The following is a 26,470-nucleotide window of genomic DNA, read 5'->3' on the forward strand; positions in this document are numbered from 1 at the left end:
TAATCTAGCTCTCTGACGCACCTGTTGAAGCATCTGTATCTGGCTTACTTGGTGTCTCTGGCTCTGCTTCACTTTCAGATGCACCCGTTGATGCATCTGTTGATGGCGCAGCGGAAGCCCCAGTTGAGGCGTCTACCTTATTACTTGGATCATCGACCAGCATTTTCCCTGTCATTTTTAGGTATGATTCAACGATTGGCCATAAATCAACTACCCATTCGTTAATTCCCCGGTATTCTCCGTTTTCATTATGCATTGCCTTGTAGTAATGCATGATGTGTTTGGTTGGACCGTTTCCTGGAACTGGCATTGAAACTAAATCAGTTTTACCTTCACGAAGTGCATGGATTACCTGTTGGACGTGTTTTACGGCTCTGCCAGGGTGAACACTGCTTAATGGGTCTCCAACTTGCCCGGGTTTTCTTGGAGCCAACATATCCTTGGTGTCCAGGTACTTGTTGTAGTAAATAAATTGATTGTTTTCATCCGCATAGGTCAACTCAATTGGCATGGTGTTAAGGAAGTAATTTAATTGATTAACTGTTAGCAAACCACGATCCAATTTAACATAGTCGCTACCTTCAGCTGCGTTAGTCTTTTTAGCTGCTTGCTCTACCCAATCATCAGCGTTCATATCAACGCCATCAACTGTGGTTTCAGCAGTTCCGTTTGCACCCAAATCTTCAGATTCATATGCAGAATCTTCTTGTTCATCAATTGTATTAATGACTTTAACAAACTTGATAAACTTTCTCAGTGTTTCGTGAATAAAGTCAACTGTGCCTTGGTTCTTTAAGTTTCCTAATGAATCAAAGGCATTCTTAACATCCCCAACCAAGACTTCGTTCCCTGGTAAAACTACAGCATTAACTCCAGGAGCTTCTAAGATTTGGCGTAGGTGCAATTGTGCCCGCGATGAACCTTGCGTGAAGTACGAAGCACCAATTATCATTACGGGTTTCCCGTCTAATGGGTGAACATTGAATGACAACCATTCAATCACACTCTTAAGTGCAGCGGGGACTGTATGGTTGTGTTCAGGAGTAGCGATAATCACCCCATCAGCAGATTTAATCTTCTTAACTAGGTATTGAACTGCTTCACTTTCTGTTTGGTCTTCATCTTGATTGAACATTGGAATATCGTTAATATCCAATAATTCGATATCCACTTCACGACTAAAGTGACTTGCAATATACTTTAATAACTTACGGTTATATGATTCGTCTGCAATCGAACCTGCAATTCCAACTAATTTCATAATTTTATCTCTCCTTCTTATCGGATGATTCCCAAGAAAAGTCCTTTGCCTGTTGCTTATTGGCAGTATGGGCATTACCTAATTGACTTGAAATATCAATAAATTCGATAAAGTCTTTAAACAATCCGTCAAGTTGATCAGCTAGTTCTTTGTTTACCAAGTGTTCTTTATCTTGAAATGCTTCGAGAGAATGATCAAGTAAGAACTCTGAGCTAGGCATTATCCTAGCCTTAATTTCTGGAGAATCCAAAACTTGGCGAAGTTGTGCTTGTGCTCGAGATGAACCTAGCGTCCCAAAAGATGCTCCCGTGATCATAACAGGTTTATCAACCAGTGGATGCTGGCCGTATGACAACCATGCTAACAAACTAAGTAGGGCAGCTGGAACCGCATGATCATACTCAGGGGTTCCAATGATGACACCGTCTGATTGTTCAATCTTTGCAGCAATCTTTCTAGTTTCTTCTGGTACTTGCATACCGGCACTCTTTTTGAAGATTGGGATTCCCTTGATTTCGATCAGTTCAATCTCAGCTTGTTGCTTAAAGTGCTCTTTCATATACTCCAGCAACTGACGGTTCGTTGATAGTTTTGAGTTTGTTCCCACAATTGCAACTAAATGTTTCATCCCGATTAGCCCCTTTTATTTAACAAGTACAAATTAAAAGATTCACATAATTGATTATCGTAGCAATTATATATTTAATTTTGGAATAAATCAACCAAAACGCAGAGAATATTGTAACCGTATTCAACGTTTTCAAGCGGCTAAATACCAGTACTTTATAAGTATCTATATGAGTAGCAATATTCTCCAAACATAATCCATTGACTTGTTCATTCCCCTACACAGTAATTATAATCTGCCAGGCTAAGTAGTGCAGTGATTTAGTTTTGTAACAAAGTACCGCTTATTTTACAAAAAATGACACTAATTACACAGTTCGATTACAGTTCAGAAATTTCGTTGATATCCCCCCTTAAAAGGTGTTAAGTTTATTCCAGTAATTTATTAAGGGAGTATGGAGAATGAAATTAAAACAATTATTTAAGACAGTAATTATCACTGCTGTCGCTTCTGTTTCATTTACAACAATGGGTAGTTTTGCATCAAATATGGAAAACGCCCAAGCATCATCAACTGGTGTTAAGTACGCTAAGTCAGCAGCAGCAATGGATGTTAACAGCAGTAAAGTTGCTTGGTCAAAAAACGGTAACACCTTGCGACCAATCGCTTCAATCTCAAAACTTATGACGTTGTATCTAGTTCGTGAAAAACTTGATGACACATCAGCAACTTGGAACTCAAAAGTTAACACAAGTTACTGGGGTCTTAAGTCAATGGGTAAATCATCAGTTTATGGTGGTTTCAAATTCAAAAAGAACTCATACACAGTTCGTGACCTTTACTTGGCTGCATTGATTGAATCATCAAACAACGCTGCTATTGCTTTAGGCCAATGGGTTGCTGGTGGGTATACACCAACTGCTAACAAGCGTTTCTTAAAGATGATGAATACTCAAGCTAAGAAGTGGCACTTTACCAGAGCCAAGTTTGTTTCAGCAAATGGTATGGAAAACAACGAATTAGCTAAGTATGGTTACGGTGTTTCTGGTTCATACGCTAACCTTCTTTCAGCAAATTACGTTGCCCACATGGCTCGTCACTTAATTAATGACTATCCAGACATTACCGACGATTCAAGTATCAAGAGCATGAAGGTTGATGGCCAAACTCTTTACAACTACAACAACCTACTACCGGGTAGAAAGTACTACCAATCTTCACTTAACGTTGATGGTTTGAAGACTGGTTACACTGATCCTGCTGGTTACTGTTTCGTAGGAACTGCTCAAAAAGCAGGCCACGACAGAATCGTAACGGTTGTTCTCCACGATGCTAATGAATTCACCGAAACTCGTTCATTAATGAACTACATGTACAATAACAATTTAGCTTAATAAAAAATAAAAAGGATTCCATTGGGTAACTGCCCTCTGGAATCCTTTTTTTCTATACAGCTTTGATAATAAATAGCTGGGAACTAAAGTCTGCTGTCCTTAGTCCTTGCTTCTTTGAATTAGTTAAAATCTCAGGGACAAAGTAACCAGCGTTCATCAATTCATCCCCATAAAAAATTTCCTCTGAATCGTTGACCCGGTATTGTTTATCCGGATCTAGCCCTTTAAATTTGATTCTCAAGTATGGTGAATTGGGAATATTTAATAATTGGAAACGGCCAACAATTGCCAAATCTCTGTCAGGGCTGACCACTTGCCAGCTAGTAACGTTACCATTAAAGGGGCTTTCCAAACGGTAAAATTTACCAAACTGGAAGACTTCACGATACTTCTTATAAAATTCGACCTGTTTCCTAACCTCTGCTAGCTCAGAGTCAGTCATTTTGGTCAAATCTAACTCATAACCAAAATCACCAAAGTAGGCAACTCTTGCCCTAGTGTTCAACTCAGTATAGCGTCCCGTTTGGTCGTTAGGAACAGCTGATACATGGGCACCCATCATTGATTGAGAATACCCATACGATGTTCCGTGTTGAATTTTCATTCTTTCAACGGCATCCGTATCATCGCTTGTCCAAGCTTGCGGAGCATAATACATCATCCCTAGATCAAACCTACCTCCACCCGAAGCACAAGATTCAAATAGCACTTCAGGGTGTGCCTTAGTTAACCGTTCATAGAGGTCATAAACACCAAGAATATATCGATGTCCCATCTCCAATTGTTGGTTGGCTGCCAGCTTTTGTCCATACATTTCAGTGATGTAGCGATTCATATCCCATTTAATGTAATCAAGTTGCGTTTCATCAATAATTTTACTAATCGAGTCAACTAAATAATCAACCACTTCCGGACGCGACATATCAAGTACAAATTGATTTCTACCAGGCGTTTGATGACGGCCTGGCGTTTGAATCATCCAGTCAGGATGTTCACCGTACAACTGAGATTGTTTGGAAATCATTTCTGGTTCAAACCACACACCCAGTTTCATCCCGAGTTCATGAACTTGATTAGCGAAGTGACCAATTCCATTTGGAAATTTGCTTTTATCAACAAACCAATCGCCTAAAGAAGTCGTATCGTCATTGCGTTCACCAAACCAACCATCATCTAACACAAACATTTCTATTCCAACCGACTTGGCAGTTTTAACAATCTCCATCAACTTATTTTCATTAAAGTTGAAGTAAGTTGCTTCCCAGTTATTTACTAAAATCGGGCGGGTTGAATGAGCATATATTTGATTAACCAGATGCTGTTGATAAAAGTCAGCCAATTGTTGACTTAACGCATTCATCCCTTGGTTAGAAAATGTCTGGACAGCTTCCGGAGTCTGGAATGTATCTCCCGGCTCTAAATTCCATGAAAATTCGTTTGGATTGATGCCAATAAGCACACGAGAACCATCAAATTGATCAACCTCAACCTGATCCAAGAAATTCCCAGAATATACTAAATTGAATCCAAACACTTCACCAGAATTCTCACCTGTATCTGGCCGAGCAAGCATCATAAATGGGTTTGCTTGGTGGCTGGATGCCGTGCGGAGACTTCCAGCTCCCTGATATCCAGGTTTTAGTTTTGAACGGGTAAAGTGTCTCTCACGAGCCCAGGCTCCCGGAAACTCAATCAGATCATAATTGCTATCAGGCAAATCTAACTCACTACTGAATGCGTGGTCAATTACCACCCTTTCAGTACCATGATTTATAAATTTAGAACTGCGAACAATCACATCTTGATCAGGAAAAACCGAGTAGCTAAGCTGTAAATCCACACCCACAGTCTCGTCTCTGAGAGTAATAATCAGAGTCTGACTACCGTCATCAGCGGAACCAAATGTAGCTGGTAATCCATCTAACCGCCGTTTTCCTGACTTGATTTCATAACTAGCATACTTAAATTCTGAAATCCGGCTGCCATTATTAAATGTTAGTTGAAACGCTGGAAATCTAAAATCACCACTACCTAAAGCTGAATATTCAAATTTAAGAATATCCGGCTGAAAGTCTGGTTTGTCAATTTTCCACGCCACTGTAGCATCTTTCAATTCCCGGGTCGTTAGGTTTGAGTAATTATCTTTGGCATGAATTTTTGTTCCGTAATAGATCTGACCTAGCTCTCCGTTTTCAAGTACATGGAATACATAACTCGTGTGTTTTGTTTGTAGATGAAATGTTTTTGAAGCATCATTATATTCAATTGTCATGGGACACCTTCTATATTTATTTTTGTAAATAGCTAATCACCGAAGTCTTAAACAAATCGATCATTTTTAAATAAACTTGAACATCAACGTACTCGTTAACTTGATGTGCGGATGTGTTACCCGGTCCAAGAATTACCACTTCCATTTCTGGATTACCTCTAACAAATTCAGACGCATCCGTGCCTAACGAAACCCCAATTGTCGGTAACGGCAAAGGTTGCTTTAAAAACTGGCTAGCATTTTCTTGCAATAAATGGGTTAACTCGCTTCTACCAAAGTTAATCACGGGATCTTCGCTATACTCAACTGTAAGTTTTAAGTCGATTGTCGGCGTCTCGTTAAGTTCAGTAATAATTAACTGTAAAGCCTCAATCAATTGATTATTGGGAAATTCTGGGATTGTCCGCACTTTAACCTGCTCATATGCATAGTCCGGAACTGAATTGACCTGTTCCCCACCATGGAAAACGTCCGGAGCATATACTGTTTTCCCCAAAAGCGAATTTTGATATTCTAGTTTAGAATAAAATTCCTTTTCAGCAAGGTAATACTGAACCAGACTATCAACAGCGTTAACCCCTAGACTTGGCATAGAACTGTGAACAGACTTTCCCCTTGCTTCAACTTTATAAGTCATCCAGCCTTTATGGGCACCAACGATAAAATGTTGTTCGCCATCTTGCTGCTTACTAGTCTCAAGGGCAGTCTGCAATTTAAAGTATTCGTGGGGATCAATAAATGCTCCGCCTTGGAAATATTCACGGATGTTTTCCAATGGAACTCCAGTTGGCTCACTGATTATCAATGCATCTAGATCGTCAGCATATCCTAACTCCGTGAGATGCTTTGCTCCTTGCTCAGTTAACTCCTCGGAAATCGTTGCCATAAACCTGAGGGTTCCGTGGGTGACGGCATTCATATCTTTTAGTTCAATCATCATAATTACAAATTCCGCCAGTCCTGACTTCATGTCGCTAGCACCTAACCCATAGATTAGACCGTCTTTTTCTACAGCAATGAATGGATCATCCGCCCATTTTATTGAGTCCGTTTTAACAGTATCTTGATGCCCACTCAAACCAATTATTGGGTGACCACCATCCCCAATCTCAGCAACTAAGTCCGTTCTACCAGGAAATTGTTGAATCTTTTTGGCCTTGATTCCATGCAATCCAAATAACTGAACTAAGTAGTCACTAACAGCTTCTTCATTACCGTTAACTGAGGGAATATTAATTAAGTCTTTTAGTATTTGTACTTTTTCGGTATCTTTCACTTGTTTGCTCCCACTGGTTAATAATTACCACCATTGTAACCGAAACGAAGAAAACATTGAAAAATAACGGGGTGGCCTGAGCCAAAATACTCACAACCACTCCGTTAAAATTATTTAAATTATTGGGCAGTCATCCCACCATCGATAACGAATTCCGATCCAGTCGAGTAACTTGAATCATCCGAAGCCAAGAATAAGACCATCTTAGAAACTTCTTCTGGTTCTGCAACTCGTTTTAACGGAATTGCCTTGGCGAATTCCTTGATCAAGTCTTCATTGTCTGACTGGTGAATCATTGGTGTTGAAATCACCCCAGGATGAACAGAGTTGACCCTAATTCCATAATTTGCAAGTTCAATTGCTGCTGCTTTAGTCATTCCTCTTACCGCAAACTTTGTGTCTGTATAGCCTAAAGCACCTGCAACCAGTCCATTCATTGAGGAAATATTGACGATGCTACCACCATGATCCTTCATCTTTTCGGCAGCATACTTCATGCCATAGAACACACTCAACTGATTGATTTTAAAAATCTTCATGTAGTCGTCAGTAGTTAAATCAAAAATTGACTTGGAGAAGGTAATCCCAGCATTATTTACCAGGATGTCGAGTTGACCAAACTTATCAACTGCTTCATTGACAACGTTTCGCCAATCATCCTCGTTAGAAACGTCTTGCTTAACAAAAATAACGTTGTCGCCAAGTTCGCTGGCAACTTGGTTTCCCTTCTCTTCGTTAATGTCTGTAATCACAACTTTGGCGCCCTCATCAACGAACAACTTAGCATGACTTGCACCCATTCCTTGTGAGGCTCCGGTAATTATTGCAACTTTACCATCAAGTTTACCCATATAAATTCCTCCTTTTTGAATCCGATTACAATTAAAGTGTAGCTTAATTCACATCGAATATAAATAAAAATGTACTTATTGTGATTGATTCCCGATTGGTTACGTAGATTAAGACACAAAAAAGGCTACAATGATGAAATCATTGCAGCCCCATTAACTAAACTAAGAATTATTTACTAACGCTTGCGGTTTTCTTGCTGACTTTTCGATTTTGCAAATAACGAATAAGCACCATAATTAACGTCAATCCTGAAACCACAGTTGCAATTCCAAACACATTCATAAAAGCACTCATAAAGTTGCTACCGAGTTGTGGAGTTATTCGCACGACTCCTGGAATTTGAACAAATAGAAGTGACGAAGAGAAGCTAATTCCAATCGTCATCCCCAACGTTCTGGCAAACGAATTAACTGATCCAGCAATCCCTGCTAAGCTACGATCGACAAGTCCCATCGTTAACGCATTATTTGGTGACAGGAACAGTGCCATTCCAACACCATTTAGCACGATTGGCCAGATAATTAGTGGTAACTGCATTGTTGCTGGATAAATTGCGTAACCCACCTGAGAAACCATTAAAACCACCAAACCGACCACAGTCAGTAGTTGTCGGTTAACTCGATCAGCCAAAATTCCTGATAGCGGGCTAACAATCAACATGGTTACTGACTGTAGCATTACTAGCAGCCCACTTTGCAGTGGAGTCATTAGTCCATAACTTTGTAAGTAAAATGGCAACATAATGTTTGAAACTGCGTTAACCATCATCGTCAAAAATAGTGCAGTAATTGATATCATGAATGGCTTGTTATGAAGTACCTTCGGCGAAATCCAAGGACTTTTGGCATGGTCATCTTGGATAAATGAGTACGCAGTGATTCCCCCACCAACAATTAGGAAGGCAAATCCCATCAAAATATCCTTACCACCTTGGAAAAATGGGCCACTCAGGAAGAAAATCAGCATTCCCACTGTGAATAGTGACTGTCCCTTCCAGTTTGCCCCCTTCATAGTGGAACCAACTGAATTGATGCTTTCCTTGGGAATTTGGAGAACCTTACGACCAAAATACAGCACAATCAAAGAGATAGGAATGTTTAGCCAGAAAATCCAGCGCCAACTTCCGATAGACATAATTAATCCACCAACCGCCGGCCCAGAAATTGCACCTGCGGAAATAAACATCGAAATATACGATAGGGCCTCTGCACGACGTTTATCAGGAAAATAATCGGTAACAATTCCCATCGAATTAGCCATGATCATTGCAGAGCCAATCGCCTGAATAATTCTTCCAACAATAATCACCCAAAAAGTTGGTGCAAACCCAGTAATCGCCGAGCCAATCAGGAATGCAATTCCTCCATTTAAAAATATGTAACTCTTTGAAATTTCGTCCCCTAAATGGCCAAACATTACCAGTAAAATGGCAGTAGTAATCAGTCCAGACTGAACTACCCAAGTTGCTAAACCACTTGAAATTCCAAGTGACAACGCAATTTTAGGCAATGCCAAGTTGGTACTTGATCCAGATAAACTCGATAAAAATGCAAATGAACCAAGAACCCCGATAATTGCTAAGTTTTTCTTTTCCATTTTTCTGGCCTCCCCCTTTGGTTTCTCATTATTTATAACATAAATGGCAGAGAATTCATCGAATTATGCTTGTAAAAAGTTAGTGGCTTGGCTTACCGCACAAAAAAACCGTAAACCATTCAAATTAACGTTTGAATGCTTTACGGCTATTCATTTATTTTGTTTATCTGCAACTACTTTTCTGACTCTTCAATACTCTTGTCAATTTCATCATCTGCAAAGTCATGTTGCATATAGTCATTATCGCTTACGGGTAGGTGTTGTTCTAAGGTATCAAACTGTTGAATAGTAACCTCAGCTTGATCAACCGCAAATCCCAAAACGTGCCCACCAAAGTCATGGGCGTCACTCATAAAGTGATAGTGGAACCCACCGACTGCTGCACCATTAAACAACTCTGGTGAGTAGTAACCCAGCAACGTTCCTTCAACTGTGTCACGCTTGAAGACGCTTTGCTGCTTAGCAGTTTCGGACAATGTTTTATATGGCACATCAGATTTGGCAACGGCTCGAGTTGTAACGTCCGTGAACGTTCCCTGAACTTTAACAGAGAAAAACGTATTGGCACTGCGTGATAGTTCAAGAATTTGTTTACTTAAATCGGCCATTTTTACGTTTTCGACAGTTGCTAGCGGTTGATAATCCGCCCAGTTTGCATTAGCAAACGGCATGGTAAAATCACCATTAACGATGTTTACCTCACCCTTAGAGTTGACTTGATATGGCTTGCCATCCAAAATAACGAGTTCGCCATCCAGTCCTTCACCGGTCCCGATTCCAGTATCACCATGTTTTAGGAAATCAGCCATTGTGGTAGTTCCCTTCAATAATCCTGGGACTAACAATGCCAGCGTCCCGTGTTGATATAACGTACTGGTTTTACTCATTGATATCATCCCTTCAACAAATTAATTTAAAATGTCATCTAATAAAGTTGACTTCAACTTAATGTTATCACTGTAATCAACCGGAACATCAATTACTGAAGGACCATCTTCTGATTTGGCTGCCTTTAAGGCTGAAATAAGTTCTTCCTTGGTAGTTGCTGTGTGGCCATGAGCACCAAAACTCTCAGCATACTGGGCAAAATCTACTTTACCTAGAGTAACTCCAGCATCCTTACCATATTTGGCAACTTCTTGGAACTTAACCATATCGTAGTACCCATCGTTAAAGATTACTTGGACAATATTCAAGTTTAATCTAACCGCAGTTTCTAACTCAGCTCCTGAGAACAAGAAACCACCATCGCCAGACACTGAAACAACTGGCTTTTCTGGGAATTCAAGTGCTGCTGAGATTGCCCAAGGTAGTGATACCCCAAGAGTTTGCATCCCGTTACTAAATAACAAGTGGCGAGGCTTGTAACTTCTAAAGTAACGAGCCATCCAGATATAAAAACTACCAACATCAACAGTAACGATTGTGTCTTCAGTTGTTTCTGATTGAAGGGCGTCAACCACTTCAAGTGGGTGAACAAACCCATCTTTAGCTGGTGAAGTTTCGATGGTTCCTTCATCAAATCTAGATCTTAAATCATCCAATTTCTTTTCAACATTGCTTGCCAACGGTTCAGTACCTGCAACTTGTTCAGCTAGTTGATCAAATGTCTTAGCAATGTCTGCTTGAATTGTCATTTCGGGTTGATAATCAAATGAGATTTCAGGGGCAATTTCGTCGATACTAACAATCTCTGATTTATGGTCAGCATTCCAGAATCTAGCTTCATACTCAACTGGATCATAACCAACGGTAATTACGAGATCACTTTCTCTTAAAATTGCATCACCAATTTGGTTTCTAAACAAACCAACTCGACCAAAGTAATTACCCTCTAATTCTTTAGAAATGATTCCAGCACCTTGAAAGGTTTCAACAACTGGAACAGCTAAATTACTTAAAAACTTTTTGATTGCGTCAGCATTTTCAGGTCTTGAAGCTCTCATCCCTGCAAGAATAACTGGCATCTTAGCTGCCTTAATTTTAGCAACGATTTTTTCAACACTAGCTTGGTCTGCGGTGCTCTTAACTGGTTCTTGAACCTTTTCAATAACTGGTCTGTCAGATTCTCCACCTAACACATCTCCAGGAATCGATACAAATGTGGCTCCAGCTTTAGGAGCTACAGCTGCTTGATAAGCGTTGGTAAAGGCTTCCGAAACGTTATTTGAATCCTGAATTTCCACACTTGTCTTAGTAACAGAACTCATAATCGCCTGACTTGGAATACTTTGATGAGTTAAACGGGCAACGTCATCACGAGGCACTTGGCCTCCGATTGCAATCACCGGATCAGCCTCAGAGGTAGCGGTCAATAGTCCGGTAATCAAGTTAGAAACCCCAGGACCAGAGGTCGTTGCGGCTACTCCTGGTTTGCCTGTTAACCTACCAATTCCTTGTGCCATGAAGGCAGCATTTTGCTCGTGGCGTGTTACTATTAATTGCGGAGCTTTAGGATCATCATTGTACTTTAAATCCTCAAACAATTGGTCAACTTTAGCACCAGGAACCCCAAACACATACTTAATTCCTTGGTTGATCATACTTTGAATTAAAGATTTTGAACCAGTCATTTTATCACTCATTACAAGCACCTCGATTTTTTGTGTGTTGAATTGTCAACACATTTAAGATATACTCACTGTGTTGAATTGTCAACACGAATTTGAAAGGATTATTTATGAAAGACCTTGGCTATTTAGCGCAGGATATCTCAATCCTGCACCGTCAGTACTACAAAGATACTGGCAAAATTTTCAGTGAATATCAATTAAATCCGACTGCTGTCTGTATTTTACTAACAGTCCATGACAAACCTGGAATCAACCAAAATCAGGTTTCAAAAGAATTGGTAATTGATCGTGGGTTAGCAACTCGGGAAGTTAAAAAGATGGAACAGATTGGCTTGCTGACCCGTGCTGCTGGCCATGGAAAAGCATTAACTTTGCAAACCACTGATTCCGGGGAAAAATTGATTCCCACAGTTCAAAAGGTACGCAGCAACTGGTGGGAAAATCGGCTAAAGGAGTCGGGAATTACAGTCGATAGTCCACTGTTTTCAGCGATTGACCAAGTAGTTGGTAAAATTGTTGGAAATTAGGTAATTAAAAGTTTCAAAACTGAAAAATAAGCTACGATGGGTGTTTTCATCGTAGCTTATTTTTTACTCACATCTAGGATTCACTTCCATACTAACCGGCAGTCATTGTTGACGATTTATGCAAATCGCCAGTTTGAACAAAATGTCTGACCTGTTGTGCTTTTTCAAAGTCATCCGTTATTAGTCCTGCAACGCCTTTGGAAAATAGTGTGGCCATTTTGCGTCCATCATCGACCGTCCAAATTCTCTCCTTCACACCAGACACCGGCTGATAGTGATGTAAATGTAGGCCACTAAGTCCTTCAGTAATTACAAACTCACCTGGATTTTGAATCCTATGATCTGATAAGAAGCAATAGTTACCTGCTGCAGCAATTTGGCGAGCAATTCGTAAACTATCAATATTAAAGGACGAGTAGATCACGTCACGCTTTAAGTTGGCTGCCCTAACCATTGCCAACACCTTGGGCTCAATATTCGGGTAATGAATTTTATTCGTTTTAAACTCTAGATTTAGTAACCCATCAAAATTCTGAACCAAGGATAAAAATTCACTCAGGCTTGGAATCGGTTCCCCATTAGCTAGTTTAAATTTGCGTAGGTCTTGAAAATCATAATCAAACACTCGCCCTTTGCCGTTAGTTGTTCGATTGATTTTTTCATCGTGAATCACCACAGGAACACCATCTTTTGTAAGGTGGACATCAAATTCCAACCCATCAATTCCATGATCAATTGCATACTCAAACCCTGCTAGCGAATTTTCTGGGAATCTTGCTGGAAAACCACGATGACCAAAAATCAGTGTTTTATTATTCATGATAAAGCCTCCAATTAGTATCCGTTTGCCCGATTGTTATTTTTGATGTATTCGTTCATGCCATCTTGAGCAGTCTTCAATGACTTATCGATATTACTACCGTTATATATTTGCTGCATTGCTGTTTGAGTGAGCACTCGTTCTTGAATTAAACCTTCCAATAAAATTCCTGAATTGGCTGAGTTTGGCTTGGTGTGCGCCAACTGTTCACCAGGAACCTTAGCTGCAGGTACTTTCTTGTACAAATCCTTCAAAATTTTTGTTTTTTGCGAATCCTTGTTTAGGGCTAAATACCCCGTTTGTTGTTGCCACTTGGCTTGATTTTCAGGTTTCATCAAGAACTTAATGAATTGCCAAGCTCCTTCTTGAACATTCTTAGGCTTATCATTTGAAATCCACATCGAGGCTCCACCAATGGCTACCCCGTTTGACTTAGTCCCATCCGCGTGTGGATATTCAGTGATTCCTAACTTGTCCTTCATCCCCGTTGTCAATTGGCCAATGTACGCAGACGATTGAATAAATACACCCAATTTTCCAGACAAAAATGCCGCAATTTCGTTAGCTTCAGCACTACTACCGGATCCAAAATTAATAAAGTTCTTCTTTTTAATATTTTCTCTGACCCACTCCATTGCATGCTTGGCAGCAGGCGTGTCCAGCTTGATCTTTGTAGGTGTCTTTTCCCGACCATTTTGATTATTGGCTAAACGTTCCTTCTGGTTCGCCATAAATTCTTCAAGGAGCCAAGCGTACTCTTCAACCGTCATTCCCTTGATTTTCCCCTTTGACTTCTGGGTAATTTCCGTAGCTAATTTTGTAATGTCGCTATAACTCGGTGACTTAGGCGGGTTCTTAATTCCCAATCTTTTCAGCATCGATTGATTGTAATAAAGAACTGGTTGAGAAGTGTTAAAGGGCATTGAAACTTGAACCCCATTCTTTGAATAGAACTTTTTAGCAACGGGCATAATCTTGCTCATGTCGTAGTGATCACGGTCAATAAATTTTTGAACAGGAGTTGTCATCTTTGAATTTGCCAATTGGGTAGTTGAAATTTCAAATGATTGGAATAGTGCTGGTGATGCGTTTGATCCGTGGGTATGATTAATTTTTTGAACGACTTCGTTATAACTACCCTCAAACTCAGGCACAACCTTGTACTTGGACTGCGATGCGTTGAATTCATTTGCAAACTTTGTCAATTGAACTTGTCCTGGACCCGTCATTTCATTCCAAAACACAATTTTTGTTTTGTCTGCGGCTTTGGACTTTACACATCCACTAACGCCCAATGCCAACAGAAGGATGGCTCCAAGTGCTCCTAAGGCTTTTAATTTCAATTTTAAAATCTCCTTTACTTAACTGATCCCTCATTAAGGCCGGCCTTAAAGTAATGTTGCCCAATAAATAACACGATTAGGGTTGGAATCACGACGATGGCTGCACTAGCTTGAATCATTCCCCAATTGTTAAACGTTTCTTGCGATTGCAACTGGCGAAGTCCATCTTGAACAGGTCTGAATTTGTCAGAAAAGGTCGTCAGCATTGGCCATAAATACTGGTTCCAGCTTCCAAGAAAACTGTAAGCAGCTAGCGTAAATAAACTAATTTTTGAATACGGTAGCACTACATGCCAGTAATACTGTAAGTGGGAAAGTCCTTCAATATCGCTAGCTTCCTTTAGCTCTTTAGGCATCTGCATAAATGATTGACGGAGCATGAACGTTCCAAAAGCAGTAGTAAAAAACGGAATAATCATGACAGCATAGTGATCCAACAGGCCCAAATTTTTAACCGTTGTAAAGTTAGGAATCACTTGAGCTTCAAATGGCAGCATCATTGTGGCCAAAAACAAGTAAAAGATTGCATTTCTACCCTTAAAGTTTAAGAAAACAAAAGCATAAGCTGACATCGAGCAGAATCGTAATTGAGCCAGCATCGTTCCCACTGAAATGACTAAACTATTGAACAGATAACGCAAGATTGGCGTCGTGGTAATTGCATCAACATAATTTTGAAATGTTAGGTGGCTACTAAAAATCGTTCCCTTAGCAATCTCATCAGTTGGTAAAAAGCTTGTCCAAAGTCCTAAAACAAACGGACTAATTACTAGGAACATCAGGAAAATCAACAAGACATACTTTGAAATTTTTACATATGCATTGATCCGACTCCTGGTCGGAATTGGTCCCATCAAATCCATTAGTAATTCACCCGTCTTTCCAAAACTTTAAATTGAATCAAAGTCATAATTGCAATAATTACTGTCAGAATAATTGATTCGGTACTTGCTTGTCCGTAGTTACCATTTAAAAATGCATCCTGGTAAATTCGGTAAACAAGGAAGTTAGTAGCGTTATTGGGTCCCCCCGCCGTCATCAGGTCAATCAAGCCAAAGCTCTTGAATGCATCAATCATAGTAACAATCATCACGAAGAACAAAGTTGGAGAAATCATCGGAACTGTAATTTTAAATACTTGAGAAATTTTGGAAACCCCAGCCACATCCGCCGCTTCGTATAAGTTTCTAGGAACCTGTTGTAGTGCCCCAAAGATAATTAAGAATGTGAACCCTAAGTTCATCCATACCGTAGTGGTAACAATTGCGACCATTGCTAATTTAGGATCTGTTAGCCAATTTAAAACTGGTAGGTGAAGCCAATTGGATAATTGCGTCAGCACCCCAACTGAAGGGTTAAAAACAAACAACCAGAAGATTGCAGCAACAGAAACCGAAACTCCCATAGTTGAGGAGAACAGCGTTCTAAACCAGCGAATTCCCTTTAGATTTTGGTCGGCAGCAACCGCTAATAGTAATCCAATTGCAACTGTGGCAACACAAACCAACGCAACGTAAATTAATGTGCTTACTAAGCTTGAAAGATAGCCAGGATTTTTAAACAACGATAAATAATTTGAGAAGCCGACAAAAACGGTCGCTTTGCCCGCGTCATTGGTTAGAAATAGACTTAAGTACAACGTCTTGATCATCGGGTAAAAAACAAACACTCCTAATACTAGTAACGACGGTCCTAAAAATATCAGCGCATTAAGATGCTCTCTCGCCCAGTTTTGATCTGCCGTCGTTGGCTTGATAACTGTTTTTCTTGTCCCTTGTTCCGTTACTTTAGATGGTACCGATTGTTGCTCCATCGGAAATGACCTCCTCTTCTTGGAAAATCAGCTGGTTACTTTGTTCATCAAAGACATACATTGTTTTAGCCCCTGTGATTCTAATCAAATCATCGGCATTTAAAGTCACCTGATTGTCTAACACTAATCTGATTTCTTGATCATTTTTTAACCTTGCAGTCGCAACTACCTTATCACCAAGGTACGAGACAGAAATCACTCTGGCATTTGCACCACGAGAATCAACCTTTACCTGCAGGTCACCAGGACGAATCCCAACACGATAAGATTCTCCGTCATTTAAGAGTCTTCTTGATGAGAATACTAGGTCATCCGTTACTTGTAAGTTGTCGTGGTTCGCAGTTGCGTTAAATAAATTAATTTGTGGGGTGCCAAAAAACTTAGCAACAAACTCATTGTTCGGATGATTATATATTGAAATTGGAACGTCAATTTGTTGAACCCGATGGTCATTTAAAACCATTACTCGATCAGCCATTGTCATTGCTTCTACTTGATCATGAGTGACATATATCACGGTAATTCCAAGTTGTCTTTGAAGCTCGCGAAGTTCTAAACGCATCTTTGCCCTTAGTTGGGCATCAAGATTTGATAGTGGCTCATCCATAAGGCAAACCTTAGCATCTGAAGCAATCGCCCTAGCTAACGCAACCCGCTGACGTTGACCACCTGAAAGTTCGGATGGTTTTCGACCGCCCAAATCAGTTAGCCCAACCGTATCAATCGCTTGAGTTACTCGTTTGTTAATTTCATCGGTTGCCATTCTTCTAGCTTTTAGTCCAAAAGCTACGTTGTCACGAACGCTCATAAATGGAAACAGAGCATAGCTTTGAAACACCATCGACAGATTACGTTCCTTTGGTGGTAAATCGTTTGCAACCTCATTATCAATTAATAAATCTCCCGTCGACATTGGGATCAGTCCGGCAATCATTCTGAGTAACGTACTCTTACCACAACCTGAAGGGCCAACAATCACAAAAAATTCTCCATCCTTAATCTCAACATTCACATCTTCTAGAACTGAAGTCTGGTCATAAACTTTACCGACATTCTTTAAGCTAATTGGCATTACTACTCCACCTACTCCCTAAAAGTGTTAGTCAATTTCAACTACAAGTTCATCTTAATAAACTAATGTGTATATTAAGTAAATCCAATGTATATTTTATGTAAATGTTGGTTGCTGGCTATTTGATAATGGTTCTACGGAAACAAAAGGGATTGAGACAGAAAGCATACGAAGATGCTTTCGTCGTCCCACCCCCGCAAGACCAACAGTAACTGAGAGTCATGAGTAATGGCTCTCAGTCCTGATGGTTACTGCGTGTAGCAACTATCTGAATAGAAGAAAAAATGCCGTTATAATTTCAAAAAGTGAAATTATAACGGCATTTTTTCGTTGAGCTTAGTTTTGTCTCAGCCTCTTGTGACAACACATCATATTAAATTTTATTTACTGGCCACTTAGGATCTCCACCATCAAGCACCCTGACAACTTCACTGGCAGCATCAACAGCCATGCGAGTCATACTTTCAACTGTGCTCGACGCAATGTGTGGCGTCAGTAAGACATTGTCCAATTTATATAGTTCTGAATTTCTTGGTAGTGGTTCAGGATCTGTTACATCTAAAGCTGCCTGACCAATTTCACCAGTCTTTAATGCTTCAATCAGTGCGTCTTGATCTACCAGTGCTCCACGTCCCAGATTGATTAAAGTCGCTGTACTCTTCATCTGTTTAAATTCAGCAGCTCCAATCCCGTACTTTGTTTCTGGAGTTACTGGCATGTGCAGCGTCAAAATATCAGATTCAGACAAAATCGTATCCCGGTCAGCGAAGTTTCCGTAGGGTGTGTCCTTTTGTGTCCTGCTGTAAAGGAGCACATTCATCCCAAGTCCACTAACCTTTTTAGCAACCATTTGGCCAATGCGACCGTAGCCCATGATGCCCAACGTCTTACCCTCTAAATCAAATCCAAGTGGGCGGGGACCATCACCATTTTTCATAGTTTCTGTGTGGGTCACAATATTTTTGGACACATCAAAGATTTCTGCCAAGGTAGTTTCAGCAACTGTTGAAGCGTTAGCGTTCGGGGTAATCGTTACCCAGATTCCCTTCTTAGCTGCGTATTCATAATCCACAGCATCATACCCTACACCATGGCGAGCAATTATTTTTAAATTTGGCATTTGATCGATTGTGCTGGCAGTAAATGGTTCGACAAACAATATGGCACCAACAGCGTCTTTAGCTTCTTTTAAAATGGCATTCTCATTGTTATCAACAATTACTGGTTCATATCCATGGTCTCGTAAGTACTGATTGCCTGCCTCAATCATGCCTTTTGGTACCACAACGCGATTATTCATATGAATGATCCCCAATCTTCTAGTTTAAAAATGTTTTCCCAATATCACTAAATCATATTTATTGCCGTCCATCTCCGCAATTTTAGGTAGTAGCCCCCATTGCTCATATCCGTGAGATTTGAACAGTCTTAAGCTTGGCTGATTATGGCCAAATATCAACGACACAACCGAATCAATATCATAGTCTGTGACGTGTTGATCCAAGTAGTCTAACGTTTGAGAACCAACGTGTTGGCCACGAAAGTCTGGATGGATGTAAATGCTGACTTCAGCCAGTTTGCGATATGAGTCACGATCATAAAAATCATTGAGGCTAACCCAGCCTGCTTGCTGATTATCAACCTTTATTACTAATAGTGGTCGCGTTTGTTGATTATGACTTTTAAACCACGGTATTCGGTCTTCAACACTCACTGGTTCAACATCACCGGTTGCCATCCTGCTGGGAATGGTCTGGTTATAAACTTGCACAATAAATGGTAAGTCTTCAATAGTTGCGGGTACAAATTCAATCAAATTCGTTCCTCTTTTCTGAGATAAATTATAACTACATTTAACCACAAATCGCTTAAGAACGCACTTTAAAACGTGATTAGTCAAACGATATACTTTTTGTGACGATAGCATTGTTATATTCATTAGTAAATGGTAATCTATGTATGTAATCGTTTACAGATTTATCTAAGGGGGAATTTTATGTTGCGATGTTTTAACTTTTTGGGCCGCACGGTTCCAGTAGCAATTGGTCTACTGTCTGTTGCTGTCTTACTTTCACCAGGAGGAGTTTCAGCGGCGAAAGAAAAATCTCAAACTGCTGAAATGCCAATTCAGATTCTAGGGGTAAATGATATTCATGGTGGATTACAAACCACCGGAAAGTTTGTTATGGACAGCAAGACTGTCACTAATGCCGGCGGCCTTGCTCGCCTAGGTGGCTATCTTGATCAGTCACAGGCAGATTTCAAACTAGCCAACCCAAACTCAGTTACCATGCGGGTTCAGGCTGGGGATATGGTAGGTGCTAGCCCAGCTAATTCCGCTCTATTAGATGATGGTCCAACCCTAGCTGCTCTTCAGGCTATGAACATCAAGGTTGGTGTATTGGGTAATCACGAATTTGATCATGGAATTGATCAATACTTGAACGAGGTTAACGGAAAGACACCATCCACTGTTGGACTAAAGAACCAACAACAGATTCGTGCCATCCAGAATTATCCATTTGTAAATACCGGAATGAAAATGATTATTGCTAACGTCATTGACAAGCAAACTAACCAAATTCCAGCCGGATATTCTCCATACGCAATTGAAAAGATCACTGACCCTAAGACCCATAAAACGGGAAAGATTGGCTTTATCGGGATCCTGAACACTAACCTTCCAGGAATTGCCAAAAAATATGACTTATTAGACGAAGGGGCAACAATCGCAAAGTATGACAAGATTCTTCGCGCTAAGGGGGTTCACGCAATTATCGTGTTAGGTCACACAGGTGCTGTTACCCAAAATGGTGAAACTACCGGAGACGCAGTCAACGATATTAAAAAGCTTGAGCAGATTGATCCTAATAACAGTGTTGATGCATTTTTTGCTGCTCATAGTCATCAATATGCAAATGCTTCAGTTTCAGGGATTCCCGTTATGCAGGCAGGTTTCCAAGGGAAAGGTTATTCTGACTTAACTGGAAAATTTGACTTTAATACTGATGACTTTGTCCCTGATAGTTTAAATCCAAGCGTCAAGCCAGTGTATTCCGCAGCTGATGATCCGACATCAACTTTCAATCACGATGCCAGCTACTCAATAATTAATCATATTATTAGTGATGCAAACGAAAGAGTTGCACCAATTATTAATGCTAAAGTTGGGTCTGTCCAAGGTGGCCAATCAATCAGTAATGATTTATCAGCAACTAAGGAATCACAAGCAGCCTACGTTGTTGTGGACGCTCAAAGAAAGATTGCTAATGAACAAGGTCATAAAACTGATATTGCAATTACCAGTAACGATTCAATTCGCAGCGGTATGGAGACCAGTGAAAATGGAGACGTCACTCTTGGGACGCTTTACAATATGCAACCTTATGGGAACAGTCAGCCAATTGTAGAAATGACAGGAAAGCAAATCGTTGAACTGCTTAATGAACAATATACCAAGAGCCAGCTCTACTTCCTGCAAATATCTGGACTAACCTATCATTTTAAAGCAACCAATAGTGGCTCCCAAATCGCTACCGTTTCAGATGTCAAAGTTAACAACCAACCAATCAGTCCTGATGGCAAATACAGAGTGCTTACAAACGATTACTTATCAACTGGTGGAGACGCCTATAAAGCATTTACCAAGGGAACGATTGTTGATAATGCCGGTCAAGATATCGACTTACTAACAGCTTACATGCAAGAAAACAGTCCAATACCAGTACCACAACTAGATCGTAAAATTACAGACTAATCAAAGGGGATTTAATCATGAAACTATCAGTCAAACTACTTACAATTGCTAGCGCCGCCGGAATGGCAGGTGCCATTGCCTTTTCAACACCAATCAACGACACTAATGCTAGTGCCGCAAAGAAAACCACTAAAAAGGTTGTCAAAAAAACAACCAAGAAATCTTCTAAAAAGGCAACTAAAGCAAAGTCAGTTACCATTTACTTAACTCGGCACGGAGAAACCACCGGTAACGTTATGGGCAGAGTTCAAGGTTGGAGTGATTTTCCATTAACAACTAACGGAATTAAAGTCGCAGATCAACTTGGTTATGGTCTCAAGGGAACAAAATTCAAAGCTGCTTATGCTGGTAACCTTACTAGACAAGAAGTTACAGCTGAACATGCCTTAAAGTATTCCGGAAATTCAAAGGTGAAGGTTAACATTTCTAAATTCTTACGTGAAGGTGGATACGGAAGTTTTGAAGGCGATAGCATCGCTGCAGACAACAATGAAATTGCCGGTGTCTATGGCTACAAGGACGGAACCGAATTCCAGCAAGCTACTGGTAAAGACTACTGGAACATGCTGCAAGATGCATACTATAAACTTGATCAACTAAATTCACACAATACTAAACTTGCTAGTGCGGATCGTGCTGAAAACTCAGGTATGGTCCAACAAAGAATGACTAAAGAACTAAACAAGATTGCTAAGACTACTCAGAAGAATGGTGGCGGTAACGTTCTCGTTGTTAGTTCTGGAATGTCAATTAACGAATACCTTTCAACAATGGCTCCAAACTACACTGGGGCATCAATCCCTAACGCTGCCGTTACCAAGCTAGTTTACAAGAATGGTAAGTTATCAGTGAATGGTCCAATTGCATCCCTAAGTTACGTTGATAAGGGTGCACAAATGATGAAATAGTTATTAAATATTTCAATTGGATAAACTAAAAGTCTCCACAAACATTCCCTATTGATCAGGAAATGCTTGTGGAGACTTTTGATTTGTTCACCACTAACCGGTAGTGTAAAACGTTTGGCCACCGATTGAATAGATATTAGAAACAACGTAATTGTCATCCCCAATATAATGATTAGCCCCTGGGACAATTGTTACCCGCTTGATTTTTGTGTTCTTAATTGTAGTTCGGTATTTGTATTTACCTGATAACTTGGTTGCAGGAATCCCGCTAATTTTAGAGTTGTAATAGTAATAAACCTTACCATTTTTGTTGACCGTATGCCGAATTTTAGCATAGTCAATTGGCTGACCATCACTTGATTCATAAGTGCCAAGTGGTTGCGTGTATTCCAGATACCCATCCGTTGTCACTTTAATCTGGTTTGTTTCGTAAGTTGTACCATCAACAAACTTACTCCCCTTCCAAAATGTCACCATTCCATCAATATAGGGATTTTCCTTCCTGGTACTGGTATTATCATAGAATTTCAAATATGCGGGTGTTTTCACAATTTTAAAATTGCTTTTCTTTGCCCATATTCCCTTAGTTAACATCTGGTTATGTTTTGAATTTGCCAACGTCTTGCGAACTGGCCAGCTTAGTTCTGATGTGTTAATTTCCAAAAATGGCAACCCAGACTTTCCATTCCTGTTTATCCCGTTATACTGAAAAATTGTCCCTTTGGGAATCGTCACCGGAGTGTCTTTAAAGTATCCATTGGTTGTATGGATGGTTTTTTTAGTCATGAAGTAAGTATTATCTGGAGCATTAAAAATCCAGTCTGAAGCCGCCTTAGTCTCTATCTGAGACGCACTAATAATTCCAACTGTAATTCCTAACAGACCCACAATTTTTCTAACTTTCATAATTCCCCTCCCTATTTCAAATTAGCCGTTCCAGACTTCATAAACCAGTAATTAGATTTACTATTTCCTAAACGATACAAGTTACTAGAAATTACCTGTTTAGCATTATTCTCGTTTGGTAGTGCCGTATAGGTATTTGCAGCTGTCCACCAAATAACTATCTGACTATCACCATTTGCCAATTTATCAAATGGCAACGCATCTGTACCCTTCTTAACAGTTAGATATTCTCTTGCAACTTCATGCTTCGCATTAATTATTTTAGCTGAATATGTTGGCTTACTTGAAACCCTGTATAAATATGGTGAGCTTTTATAGTATTCCAAATAACCATCATTCGTCACTCGAACTCTAGCATTATGTGCGGAACTAAAGTTGGCAGGAAATCTTTGCCCTTCCCACATGCTTCCATTACGTTGAATAATCTTATTGTATCTTCTTTGATGACGAACGATTGCTGAGTAATAGTATAGATATGTTGGTTTTTTAATTTGTTTGTAGTTAGCCTTTGTTAATTTTTGCCACGCCGAAATTGTACTAGTATTTTTGTTCAATAACGGTTTGCGGACATTATAATTCAATTTTTCAATGTTAAAGTATGCGTACTTTACTCCGTTGCGATTCTTGAAACCATCAACTTGCACCGTTGTTCCCTTAGGGATTTTAATGGTCACCTTTTGCTTACTATTCTTAACGGAGATGGCCCTTCGCGTTGTCAAGAAACTACCAAGCTGTACCTTTGCACTGGCTGGATCTGCATGCGTTGCTACAGAAACACCGGCAAGTAGCAGTAGTCCAAAACTAATTAGTCCTTTATTAATCTTCATATTATCCTCCAAAATGAAAAACACTTTTCATGCACATAATACTCCAGTTTTGTTTGGGGTAAAACTGTCCATCAAAAGTGTTACACTTTCTTATCGATTAATATCAACTACATATTTTCCATAATCCGGAACATCAACGATTCTCATCTCAGAAGCAAATAGTTCAGACAATAACCGTTCATCCTCAAGCTCAGATACGGTTCCAGTTTTCACCAACTTACCTGCCCTCATCATCCATATTTGATCACTAACTTTGAAGGCGGTGTTGATGTTATGGATAACCATAATTACTGTGATTTGCTTTTCTCGCTGAAGCTGCTTGATTAGATCCATGATTTCCTTTTGAAAATGCACGTCTAAATAAGTGGTTGGTTCGTCAAGCATCAGATAATCAGGTTCCTGAGCAAGAGCGGCCGCAATCCAAACTCGCTGTTGTTGTCCGCCGGAAAGTTCAGTGATTTGCTTATCTGCAAGGTCAGTTAAATCTGCTGTTTTTAAAAATTCGCTGATTTCTGAATCCGGAATTGTTGCCAATAAACTGTGATAGGCAGCCCGCCCTGTTTTGACAACGTCACTAACTGTCATTCGATCGTAAACCTGATTTTGTTGCTGAACAACAGCAATTTTTTGAGCTCTTTGCTTTAAAGATAAATCAGATAGACTTTGACCATCTAAAATAACCTTCCCAGAGTCAGGTTGTCTTTGCCCAGACATCAATTGTAACAACGTCGACTTTCCCGCACCATTTGGACCGATAATGGACAAAATCTGGCCTTCTGGAACTTCTTGTGACAATCCAGAAATAAAGGGTTCATTTTCAACGTACTTATAACTTAAATCATCTAATTTCATTGAAATTCCCCCTTTGCAGCATCACCACTAGGAATATACCACCAATAACCGTCATAATCGTTGCTGCCGGTAGTTCACTAGGTAGCACAATTATCCTCCCAACAGTATCAGCAAGTAATAAGGTCCAAGCTCCTAAGAGCATCGAAAATGGAATCAAGGTCTGATAATCATGGCCCACCATTTTTCTAGCAATATTGGGAATCAAAATTCCCATAAATGGAATCGTTCCAACAACTGCAGACACGCCAGCAGCTAAGTAAATTACAAGTGCCAGCAATCCAAATCTCATCGTGGTCGTTGAAATTCCAATCGTTCTTAAACGCTCATCAGATAGCTTTAGGTAGTTTGCCCATGGTGCCAAGAACAGCGATATGAGCATTCCAATTACGCCAACGATTAGCACCATAAATGTAGAGTTCCAGGTGAAGCCATTAAAGGAACCGCCAGCGTTGAAGGTTGTTCCACCAGAAATCAACTGAATGAATCCCATCAACGTTAAATTCAGAGCCACTCCAACAATTATCAACCTTGAAGGACTCTTTAATGTGGATTTATTGACCAATACCAGCAGTGCTAACACACCGCCAATAAATGCAAAAATCCACTTACTTATTAACATTGAGGGCAAGATCATACTACCAAGGAGGACAAACAAATCGCCTGCACTTGAAATCCCTAGGATGCTTGGATCCGCCAGCTGATTTCTAAAAACCGATTGACTAAAAGCACCAGCAATTGCCAGCATCCCTCCACAAATCAAACTCGCCACGATTCGAGGTAACCGCAACGTCAAAATTGTATTTAATGTATCTGGAGATTTTCCACTAATAGCTGCTATCAACTGTGAGAATGATAACGAACTAGCCCCCACCATCACTGAGGCCACAATCGTTATTATCAATAGCATCAATACCAATGAATAACTCCAACCCTCTTTCTTATCCATATTATTCACCACTTGGATACAGCCAATTCGATACCTTGTCTAAAGCGGTTGCGACCCGCATATTTGCTGTAGCATCAAAGTCTGGTTCCTGTAAGTCATGTACCCGTTTGTTTTTAACTGCACTCAATTGCTTCCACATTGGATCAGACTTAAATTCAGAATTAAATTGCCTAGTAACCATGTCAGGCATGGCGTGCTCTAATCTTAAAATCACTTGTGGATTAGCTTTTTTGATGGCTTCATCATTAGGTTGCATATATTCTTGAGTATTTGAATTAAACACATTTTTACCGCCTGCAAGAGAAACTAAGTTCCCGACATACGACTTGTTAGTAGCAATCATGTACGAGGCACCCGGTAACCCCATGATTACCAGCACCCGCACTGGTTGTTTATGCTTAGCAGCTTTCTTCTTTGCTTTAGCAGTTGCATCCTTAATTTCGTCAATGGCGGCGGTTGCCTCGGCTTTTCTATCATACCGGTTTCCCATTTGGGTAACCGTTTCTTCTAACGCTGTAACTGACGATAAGTTTAAAAAGTGAGGTGTAATGTGCTGTTCTTTAAATGACTTTCCAAACTGATCCTTAAGGACATCAACAGAATAAACCGCAGTTGGGTGTAGGTTAGCAATTTTCTCAGCACTAGGACTCATTGGACTACCAACCTTTGTAATGTGTTGATACCTGCTAGGAATTTGGTTCTCTGTGGTCGGAATCCCCACCAATGGTAGTTTTAATTTATCTGCAATTTGGACTACTGCGTAAGTAGTTGCTACGATTCTGGGCTTACTGTTGCTATTTGCTTGACGATTACTCTTGATAGCAAATATGCCGCCAATAGCACCAATTAAGGCGATGACGGCAATTGCTACAATCGCAATTTTTCGCGATGATTTCAATTATTCGAC

The 26,470-nt window shown here is 40.0% G+C and carries 24 protein-coding genes; 4 read left to right on the top strand and 20 right to left on the bottom strand.

Going from position 1 to position 26,470, the window contains the following annotated elements:
* Window positions 1–4 precede the first annotated feature (4 nt).
* Both PL11_RS01150 and PL11_RS01155 read right to left on the bottom strand, forming a co-directional pair.
* Window positions 5–1,261 carry an NADPH-dependent oxidoreductase gene (locus PL11_RS01150; protein ID WP_035165723.1) on the bottom strand — a complete coding sequence of 419 codons (1,257 nt, stop codon included), beginning with the start codon at window positions 1,259–1,261 and terminating at the stop codon, window positions 5–7.
* Window positions 1,262–1,265: 4 nt separating this feature from the next.
* Window positions 1,266–1,889 (bottom strand): NADPH-dependent FMN reductase, encoded by a 624-nt coding sequence (locus PL11_RS01155; protein ID WP_035165725.1) that lies wholly within the window; start codon window positions 1,887–1,889, stop codon window positions 1,266–1,268.
* A gap of 401 nt (window positions 1,890–2,290) precedes the next feature.
* Between PL11_RS01155 and PL11_RS01160 the strand changes: the two genes are divergently transcribed.
* On the top strand, window positions 2,291–3,223 hold the full coding sequence (locus PL11_RS01160; RefSeq protein ID WP_035165726.1) for a serine hydrolase: 933 nt from the start codon (window positions 2,291–2,293) through the stop codon (window positions 3,221–3,223).
* 52 nt (window positions 3,224–3,275) lie between these two features.
* On the opposite strand, the gene PL11_RS01165 is transcribed toward PL11_RS01160, so the two are convergent.
* The 6 genes from PL11_RS01165 to alsS all read right to left on the bottom strand — a co-directional run bounded on the left by PL11_RS01165 (window position 3,276) and on the right by alsS (window position 11,804).
* Window positions 3,276–5,495 (bottom strand): alpha-galactosidase, encoded by a 2,220-nt coding sequence (locus tag PL11_RS01165; protein WP_035165727.1) that lies wholly within the window; start codon window positions 5,493–5,495, stop codon window positions 3,276–3,278.
* 16 nt (window positions 5,496–5,511) lie between these two features.
* A complete protein-coding gene (locus PL11_RS01170) occupies window positions 5,512–6,771 on the bottom strand; it encodes a M20/M25/M40 family metallo-hydrolase (RefSeq protein WP_035165729.1) in 1,260 nt (419 codons plus the stop codon).
* 119 nt (window positions 6,772–6,890) lie between these two features.
* Window positions 6,891–7,622 carry an SDR family NAD(P)-dependent oxidoreductase gene (locus tag PL11_RS01175; RefSeq protein ID WP_035165731.1) on the bottom strand — a complete coding sequence of 244 codons (732 nt, stop codon included), beginning with the start codon at window positions 7,620–7,622 and terminating at the stop codon, window positions 6,891–6,893.
* A gap of 169 nt (window positions 7,623–7,791) precedes the next feature.
* On the bottom strand, window positions 7,792–9,219 hold the full coding sequence (locus PL11_RS01180) for an MFS transporter (RefSeq protein ID WP_035165733.1): 1,428 nt from the start codon (window positions 9,217–9,219) through the stop codon (window positions 7,792–7,794).
* A 173-nt stretch (window positions 9,220–9,392) separates the two neighbouring features.
* The gene (gene budA / locus PL11_RS01185) at window positions 9,393–10,106 is read right to left on the bottom strand and encodes an acetolactate decarboxylase (RefSeq protein ID WP_035165734.1); all 714 of its coding nucleotides are present in this window, start codon (window positions 10,104–10,106) and stop codon (window positions 9,393–9,395) included.
* Window positions 10,107–10,127: 21 nt separating this feature from the next.
* Window positions 10,128–11,804, bottom strand: coding sequence for an acetolactate synthase AlsS (gene alsS, locus PL11_RS01190; RefSeq protein ID WP_035165735.1), 1,677 nt, complete (start codon window positions 11,802–11,804; stop codon window positions 10,128–10,130).
* A 95-nt stretch (window positions 11,805–11,899) separates the two neighbouring features.
* Here alsS and PL11_RS01195 point away from each other — a divergent pair, with 95 nt between their 5' ends.
* Window positions 11,900–12,319, top strand: coding sequence for a MarR family winged helix-turn-helix transcriptional regulator (locus PL11_RS01195; protein WP_035165737.1), 420 nt, complete (start codon window positions 11,900–11,902; stop codon window positions 12,317–12,319).
* 91 nt (window positions 12,320–12,410) lie between these two features.
* On the opposite strand, the gene PL11_RS01200 is transcribed toward PL11_RS01195, so the two are convergent.
* The 7 genes from PL11_RS01200 to PL11_RS01230 form a co-directional block, all read right to left on the bottom strand.
* Window positions 12,411–13,139 (bottom strand): glycerophosphodiester phosphodiesterase family protein, encoded by a 729-nt coding sequence (locus PL11_RS01200; RefSeq protein ID WP_035165739.1) that lies wholly within the window; start codon window positions 13,137–13,139, stop codon window positions 12,411–12,413.
* A gap of 14 nt (window positions 13,140–13,153) precedes the next feature.
* Window positions 13,154–14,482, bottom strand: a complete 1,329-nt coding sequence (locus PL11_RS01205) for an ABC transporter substrate-binding protein (RefSeq protein ID WP_078256878.1) — start codon at window positions 14,480–14,482, stop codon at window positions 13,154–13,156.
* Between the two features lie 14 nt (window positions 14,483–14,496).
* Window positions 14,497–15,336, bottom strand: coding sequence for a carbohydrate ABC transporter permease (locus tag PL11_RS01210; RefSeq protein WP_035166690.1), 840 nt, complete (start codon window positions 15,334–15,336; stop codon window positions 14,497–14,499).
* Between the two features lie 8 nt (window positions 15,337–15,344).
* Window positions 15,345–16,295, bottom strand: coding sequence for a carbohydrate ABC transporter permease (locus tag PL11_RS01215; RefSeq protein ID WP_035165742.1), 951 nt, complete (start codon window positions 16,293–16,295; stop codon window positions 15,345–15,347).
* Entirely contained in the window at window positions 16,270–17,367 is a 1,098-nt protein-coding gene (locus PL11_RS01220; RefSeq protein ID WP_035165743.1) for an ABC transporter ATP-binding protein, read from the bottom strand. Before PL11_RS01220 ends, PL11_RS01215 begins: the two co-directional genes overlap by 26 nt.
* A gap of 373 nt (window positions 17,368–17,740) precedes the next feature.
* Window positions 17,741–18,667 (bottom strand): phosphoglycerate dehydrogenase, encoded by a 927-nt coding sequence (locus tag PL11_RS01225; RefSeq protein ID WP_191982073.1) that lies wholly within the window; start codon window positions 18,665–18,667, stop codon window positions 17,741–17,743.
* A gap of 24 nt (window positions 18,668–18,691) precedes the next feature.
* A complete protein-coding gene (locus PL11_RS01230) occupies window positions 18,692–19,183 on the bottom strand; it encodes a GNAT family N-acetyltransferase (RefSeq protein ID WP_035165745.1) in 492 nt (163 codons plus the stop codon).
* A 180-nt stretch (window positions 19,184–19,363) separates the two neighbouring features.
* Between PL11_RS01230 and PL11_RS01235 the strand changes: the two genes are divergently transcribed.
* Both PL11_RS01235 and PL11_RS01240 read left to right on the top strand, forming a co-directional pair.
* Window positions 19,364–21,124: a bifunctional metallophosphatase/5'-nucleotidase gene (locus PL11_RS01235; RefSeq protein ID WP_052127630.1), complete on the top strand. Its 1,761-nt coding sequence runs from the start codon at window positions 19,364–19,366 to the stop codon at window positions 21,122–21,124.
* A gap of 17 nt (window positions 21,125–21,141) precedes the next feature.
* Window positions 21,142–22,032: a histidine phosphatase family protein gene (locus PL11_RS01240; protein WP_035165746.1), complete on the top strand. Its 891-nt coding sequence runs from the start codon at window positions 21,142–21,144 to the stop codon at window positions 22,030–22,032.
* A 93-nt stretch (window positions 22,033–22,125) separates the two neighbouring features.
* Here PL11_RS01240 and PL11_RS01245 read toward each other — a convergent pair whose 3' ends face one another.
* The 5 genes from PL11_RS01245 to isdE all read right to left on the bottom strand — a co-directional run bounded on the left by PL11_RS01245 (window position 22,126) and on the right by isdE (window position 26,461).
* Window positions 22,126–22,938, bottom strand: coding sequence for a hypothetical protein (locus PL11_RS01245; RefSeq protein WP_035165748.1), 813 nt, complete (start codon window positions 22,936–22,938; stop codon window positions 22,126–22,128).
* 11 nt (window positions 22,939–22,949) lie between these two features.
* Window positions 22,950–23,765 carry a hypothetical protein gene (locus PL11_RS01250; protein WP_052127631.1) on the bottom strand — a complete coding sequence of 272 codons (816 nt, stop codon included), beginning with the start codon at window positions 23,763–23,765 and terminating at the stop codon, window positions 22,950–22,952.
* Between the two features lie 90 nt (window positions 23,766–23,855).
* Window positions 23,856–24,617, bottom strand: a complete 762-nt coding sequence (locus tag PL11_RS01255) for an ABC transporter ATP-binding protein (RefSeq protein WP_035165751.1) — start codon at window positions 24,615–24,617, stop codon at window positions 23,856–23,858.
* Window positions 24,604–25,563: a FecCD family ABC transporter permease gene (locus PL11_RS01260; protein ID WP_035165753.1), complete on the bottom strand. Its 960-nt coding sequence runs from the start codon at window positions 25,561–25,563 to the stop codon at window positions 24,604–24,606. The genes PL11_RS01255 and PL11_RS01260 overlap by 14 nt, the downstream gene beginning before the upstream one ends.
* A gap of 1 nt (window position 25,564) precedes the next feature.
* Window positions 25,565–26,461, bottom strand: a complete 897-nt coding sequence (isdE, locus tag PL11_RS01265; RefSeq protein WP_035165755.1) for a heme ABC transporter substrate-binding protein IsdE — start codon at window positions 26,459–26,461, stop codon at window positions 25,565–25,567.
* Between the last annotated feature and the right edge of the window lie 9 nt (window positions 26,462–26,470).

Source organism: Lentilactobacillus curieae, assembly GCF_000785105.2.
GTDB classification, from domain to species: domain Bacteria; phylum Bacillota; class Bacilli; order Lactobacillales; family Lactobacillaceae; genus Lentilactobacillus; species Lentilactobacillus curieae.

Bases quoted from the DNA above. Each gene is read 5' to 3' on its own strand.
- PL11_RS01150 (WP_035165723.1), bottom strand. From the start codon at position 1,261: ATGAAATTAGTTGGAATTGCAGGTTCGATTGCAGACGAATCATATAAC.
- PL11_RS01155 (WP_035165725.1), bottom strand. From the start codon at position 1,889: ATGAAACATTTAGTTGCAATTGTGGGAACAAACTCAAAACTATCAACG.
- PL11_RS01160 (WP_035165726.1), top strand. From the start codon at position 2,291: ATGAAATTAAAACAATTATTTAAGACAGTAATTATCACTGCTGTCGCT.
- PL11_RS01165 (WP_035165727.1), bottom strand. From the start codon at position 5,495: ATGACAATTGAATATAATGATGCTTCAAAAACATTTCATCTACAAACA.
- PL11_RS01175 (WP_035165731.1), bottom strand. From the start codon at position 7,622: ATGGGTAAACTTGATGGTAAAGTTGCAATAATTACCGGAGCCTCACAA.
- PL11_RS01180 (WP_035165733.1), bottom strand. From the start codon at position 9,219: ATGGAAAAGAAAAACTTAGCAATTATCGGGGTTCTTGGTTCATTTGCA.
- budA (WP_035165734.1), bottom strand. From the start codon at position 10,106: ATGAGTAAAACCAGTACGTTATATCAACACGGGACGCTGGCATTGTTA.
- alsS (WP_035165735.1), bottom strand. From the start codon at position 11,804: ATGAGTGATAAAATGACTGGTTCAAAATCTTTAATTCAAAGTATGATC.
- PL11_RS01195 (WP_035165737.1), top strand. From the start codon at position 11,900: ATGAAAGACCTTGGCTATTTAGCGCAGGATATCTCAATCCTGCACCGT.
- PL11_RS01200 (WP_035165739.1), bottom strand. From the start codon at position 13,139: ATGAATAATAAAACACTGATTTTTGGTCATCGTGGTTTTCCAGCAAGA.
- PL11_RS01210 (WP_035166690.1), bottom strand. From the start codon at position 15,336: ATGGGACCAATTCCGACCAGGAGTCGGATCAATGCATATGTAAAAATT.
- PL11_RS01215 (WP_035165742.1), bottom strand. From the start codon at position 16,295: ATGGAGCAACAATCGGTACCATCTAAAGTAACGGAACAAGGGACAAGA.
- PL11_RS01220 (WP_035165743.1), bottom strand. From the start codon at position 17,367: ATGCCAATTAGCTTAAAGAATGTCGGTAAAGTTTATGACCAGACTTCA.
- PL11_RS01225 (WP_191982073.1), bottom strand. From the start codon at position 18,667: ATGAATAATCGCGTTGTGGTACCAAAAGGCATGATTGAGGCAGGCAAT.
- PL11_RS01235 (WP_052127630.1), top strand. From the start codon at position 19,364: ATGTTGCGATGTTTTAACTTTTTGGGCCGCACGGTTCCAGTAGCAATT.
- PL11_RS01240 (WP_035165746.1), top strand. From the start codon at position 21,142: ATGAAACTATCAGTCAAACTACTTACAATTGCTAGCGCCGCCGGAATG.
- PL11_RS01245 (WP_035165748.1), bottom strand. From the start codon at position 22,938: ATGAAAGTTAGAAAAATTGTGGGTCTGTTAGGAATTACAGTTGGAATT.
- PL11_RS01250 (WP_052127631.1), bottom strand. From the start codon at position 23,765: ATGAAGATTAATAAAGGACTAATTAGTTTTGGACTACTGCTACTTGCC.
- PL11_RS01255 (WP_035165751.1), bottom strand. From the start codon at position 24,617: ATGAAATTAGATGATTTAAGTTATAAGTACGTTGAAAATGAACCCTTT.
- PL11_RS01260 (WP_035165753.1), bottom strand. From the start codon at position 25,563: ATGGATAAGAAAGAGGGTTGGAGTTATTCATTGGTATTGATGCTATTG.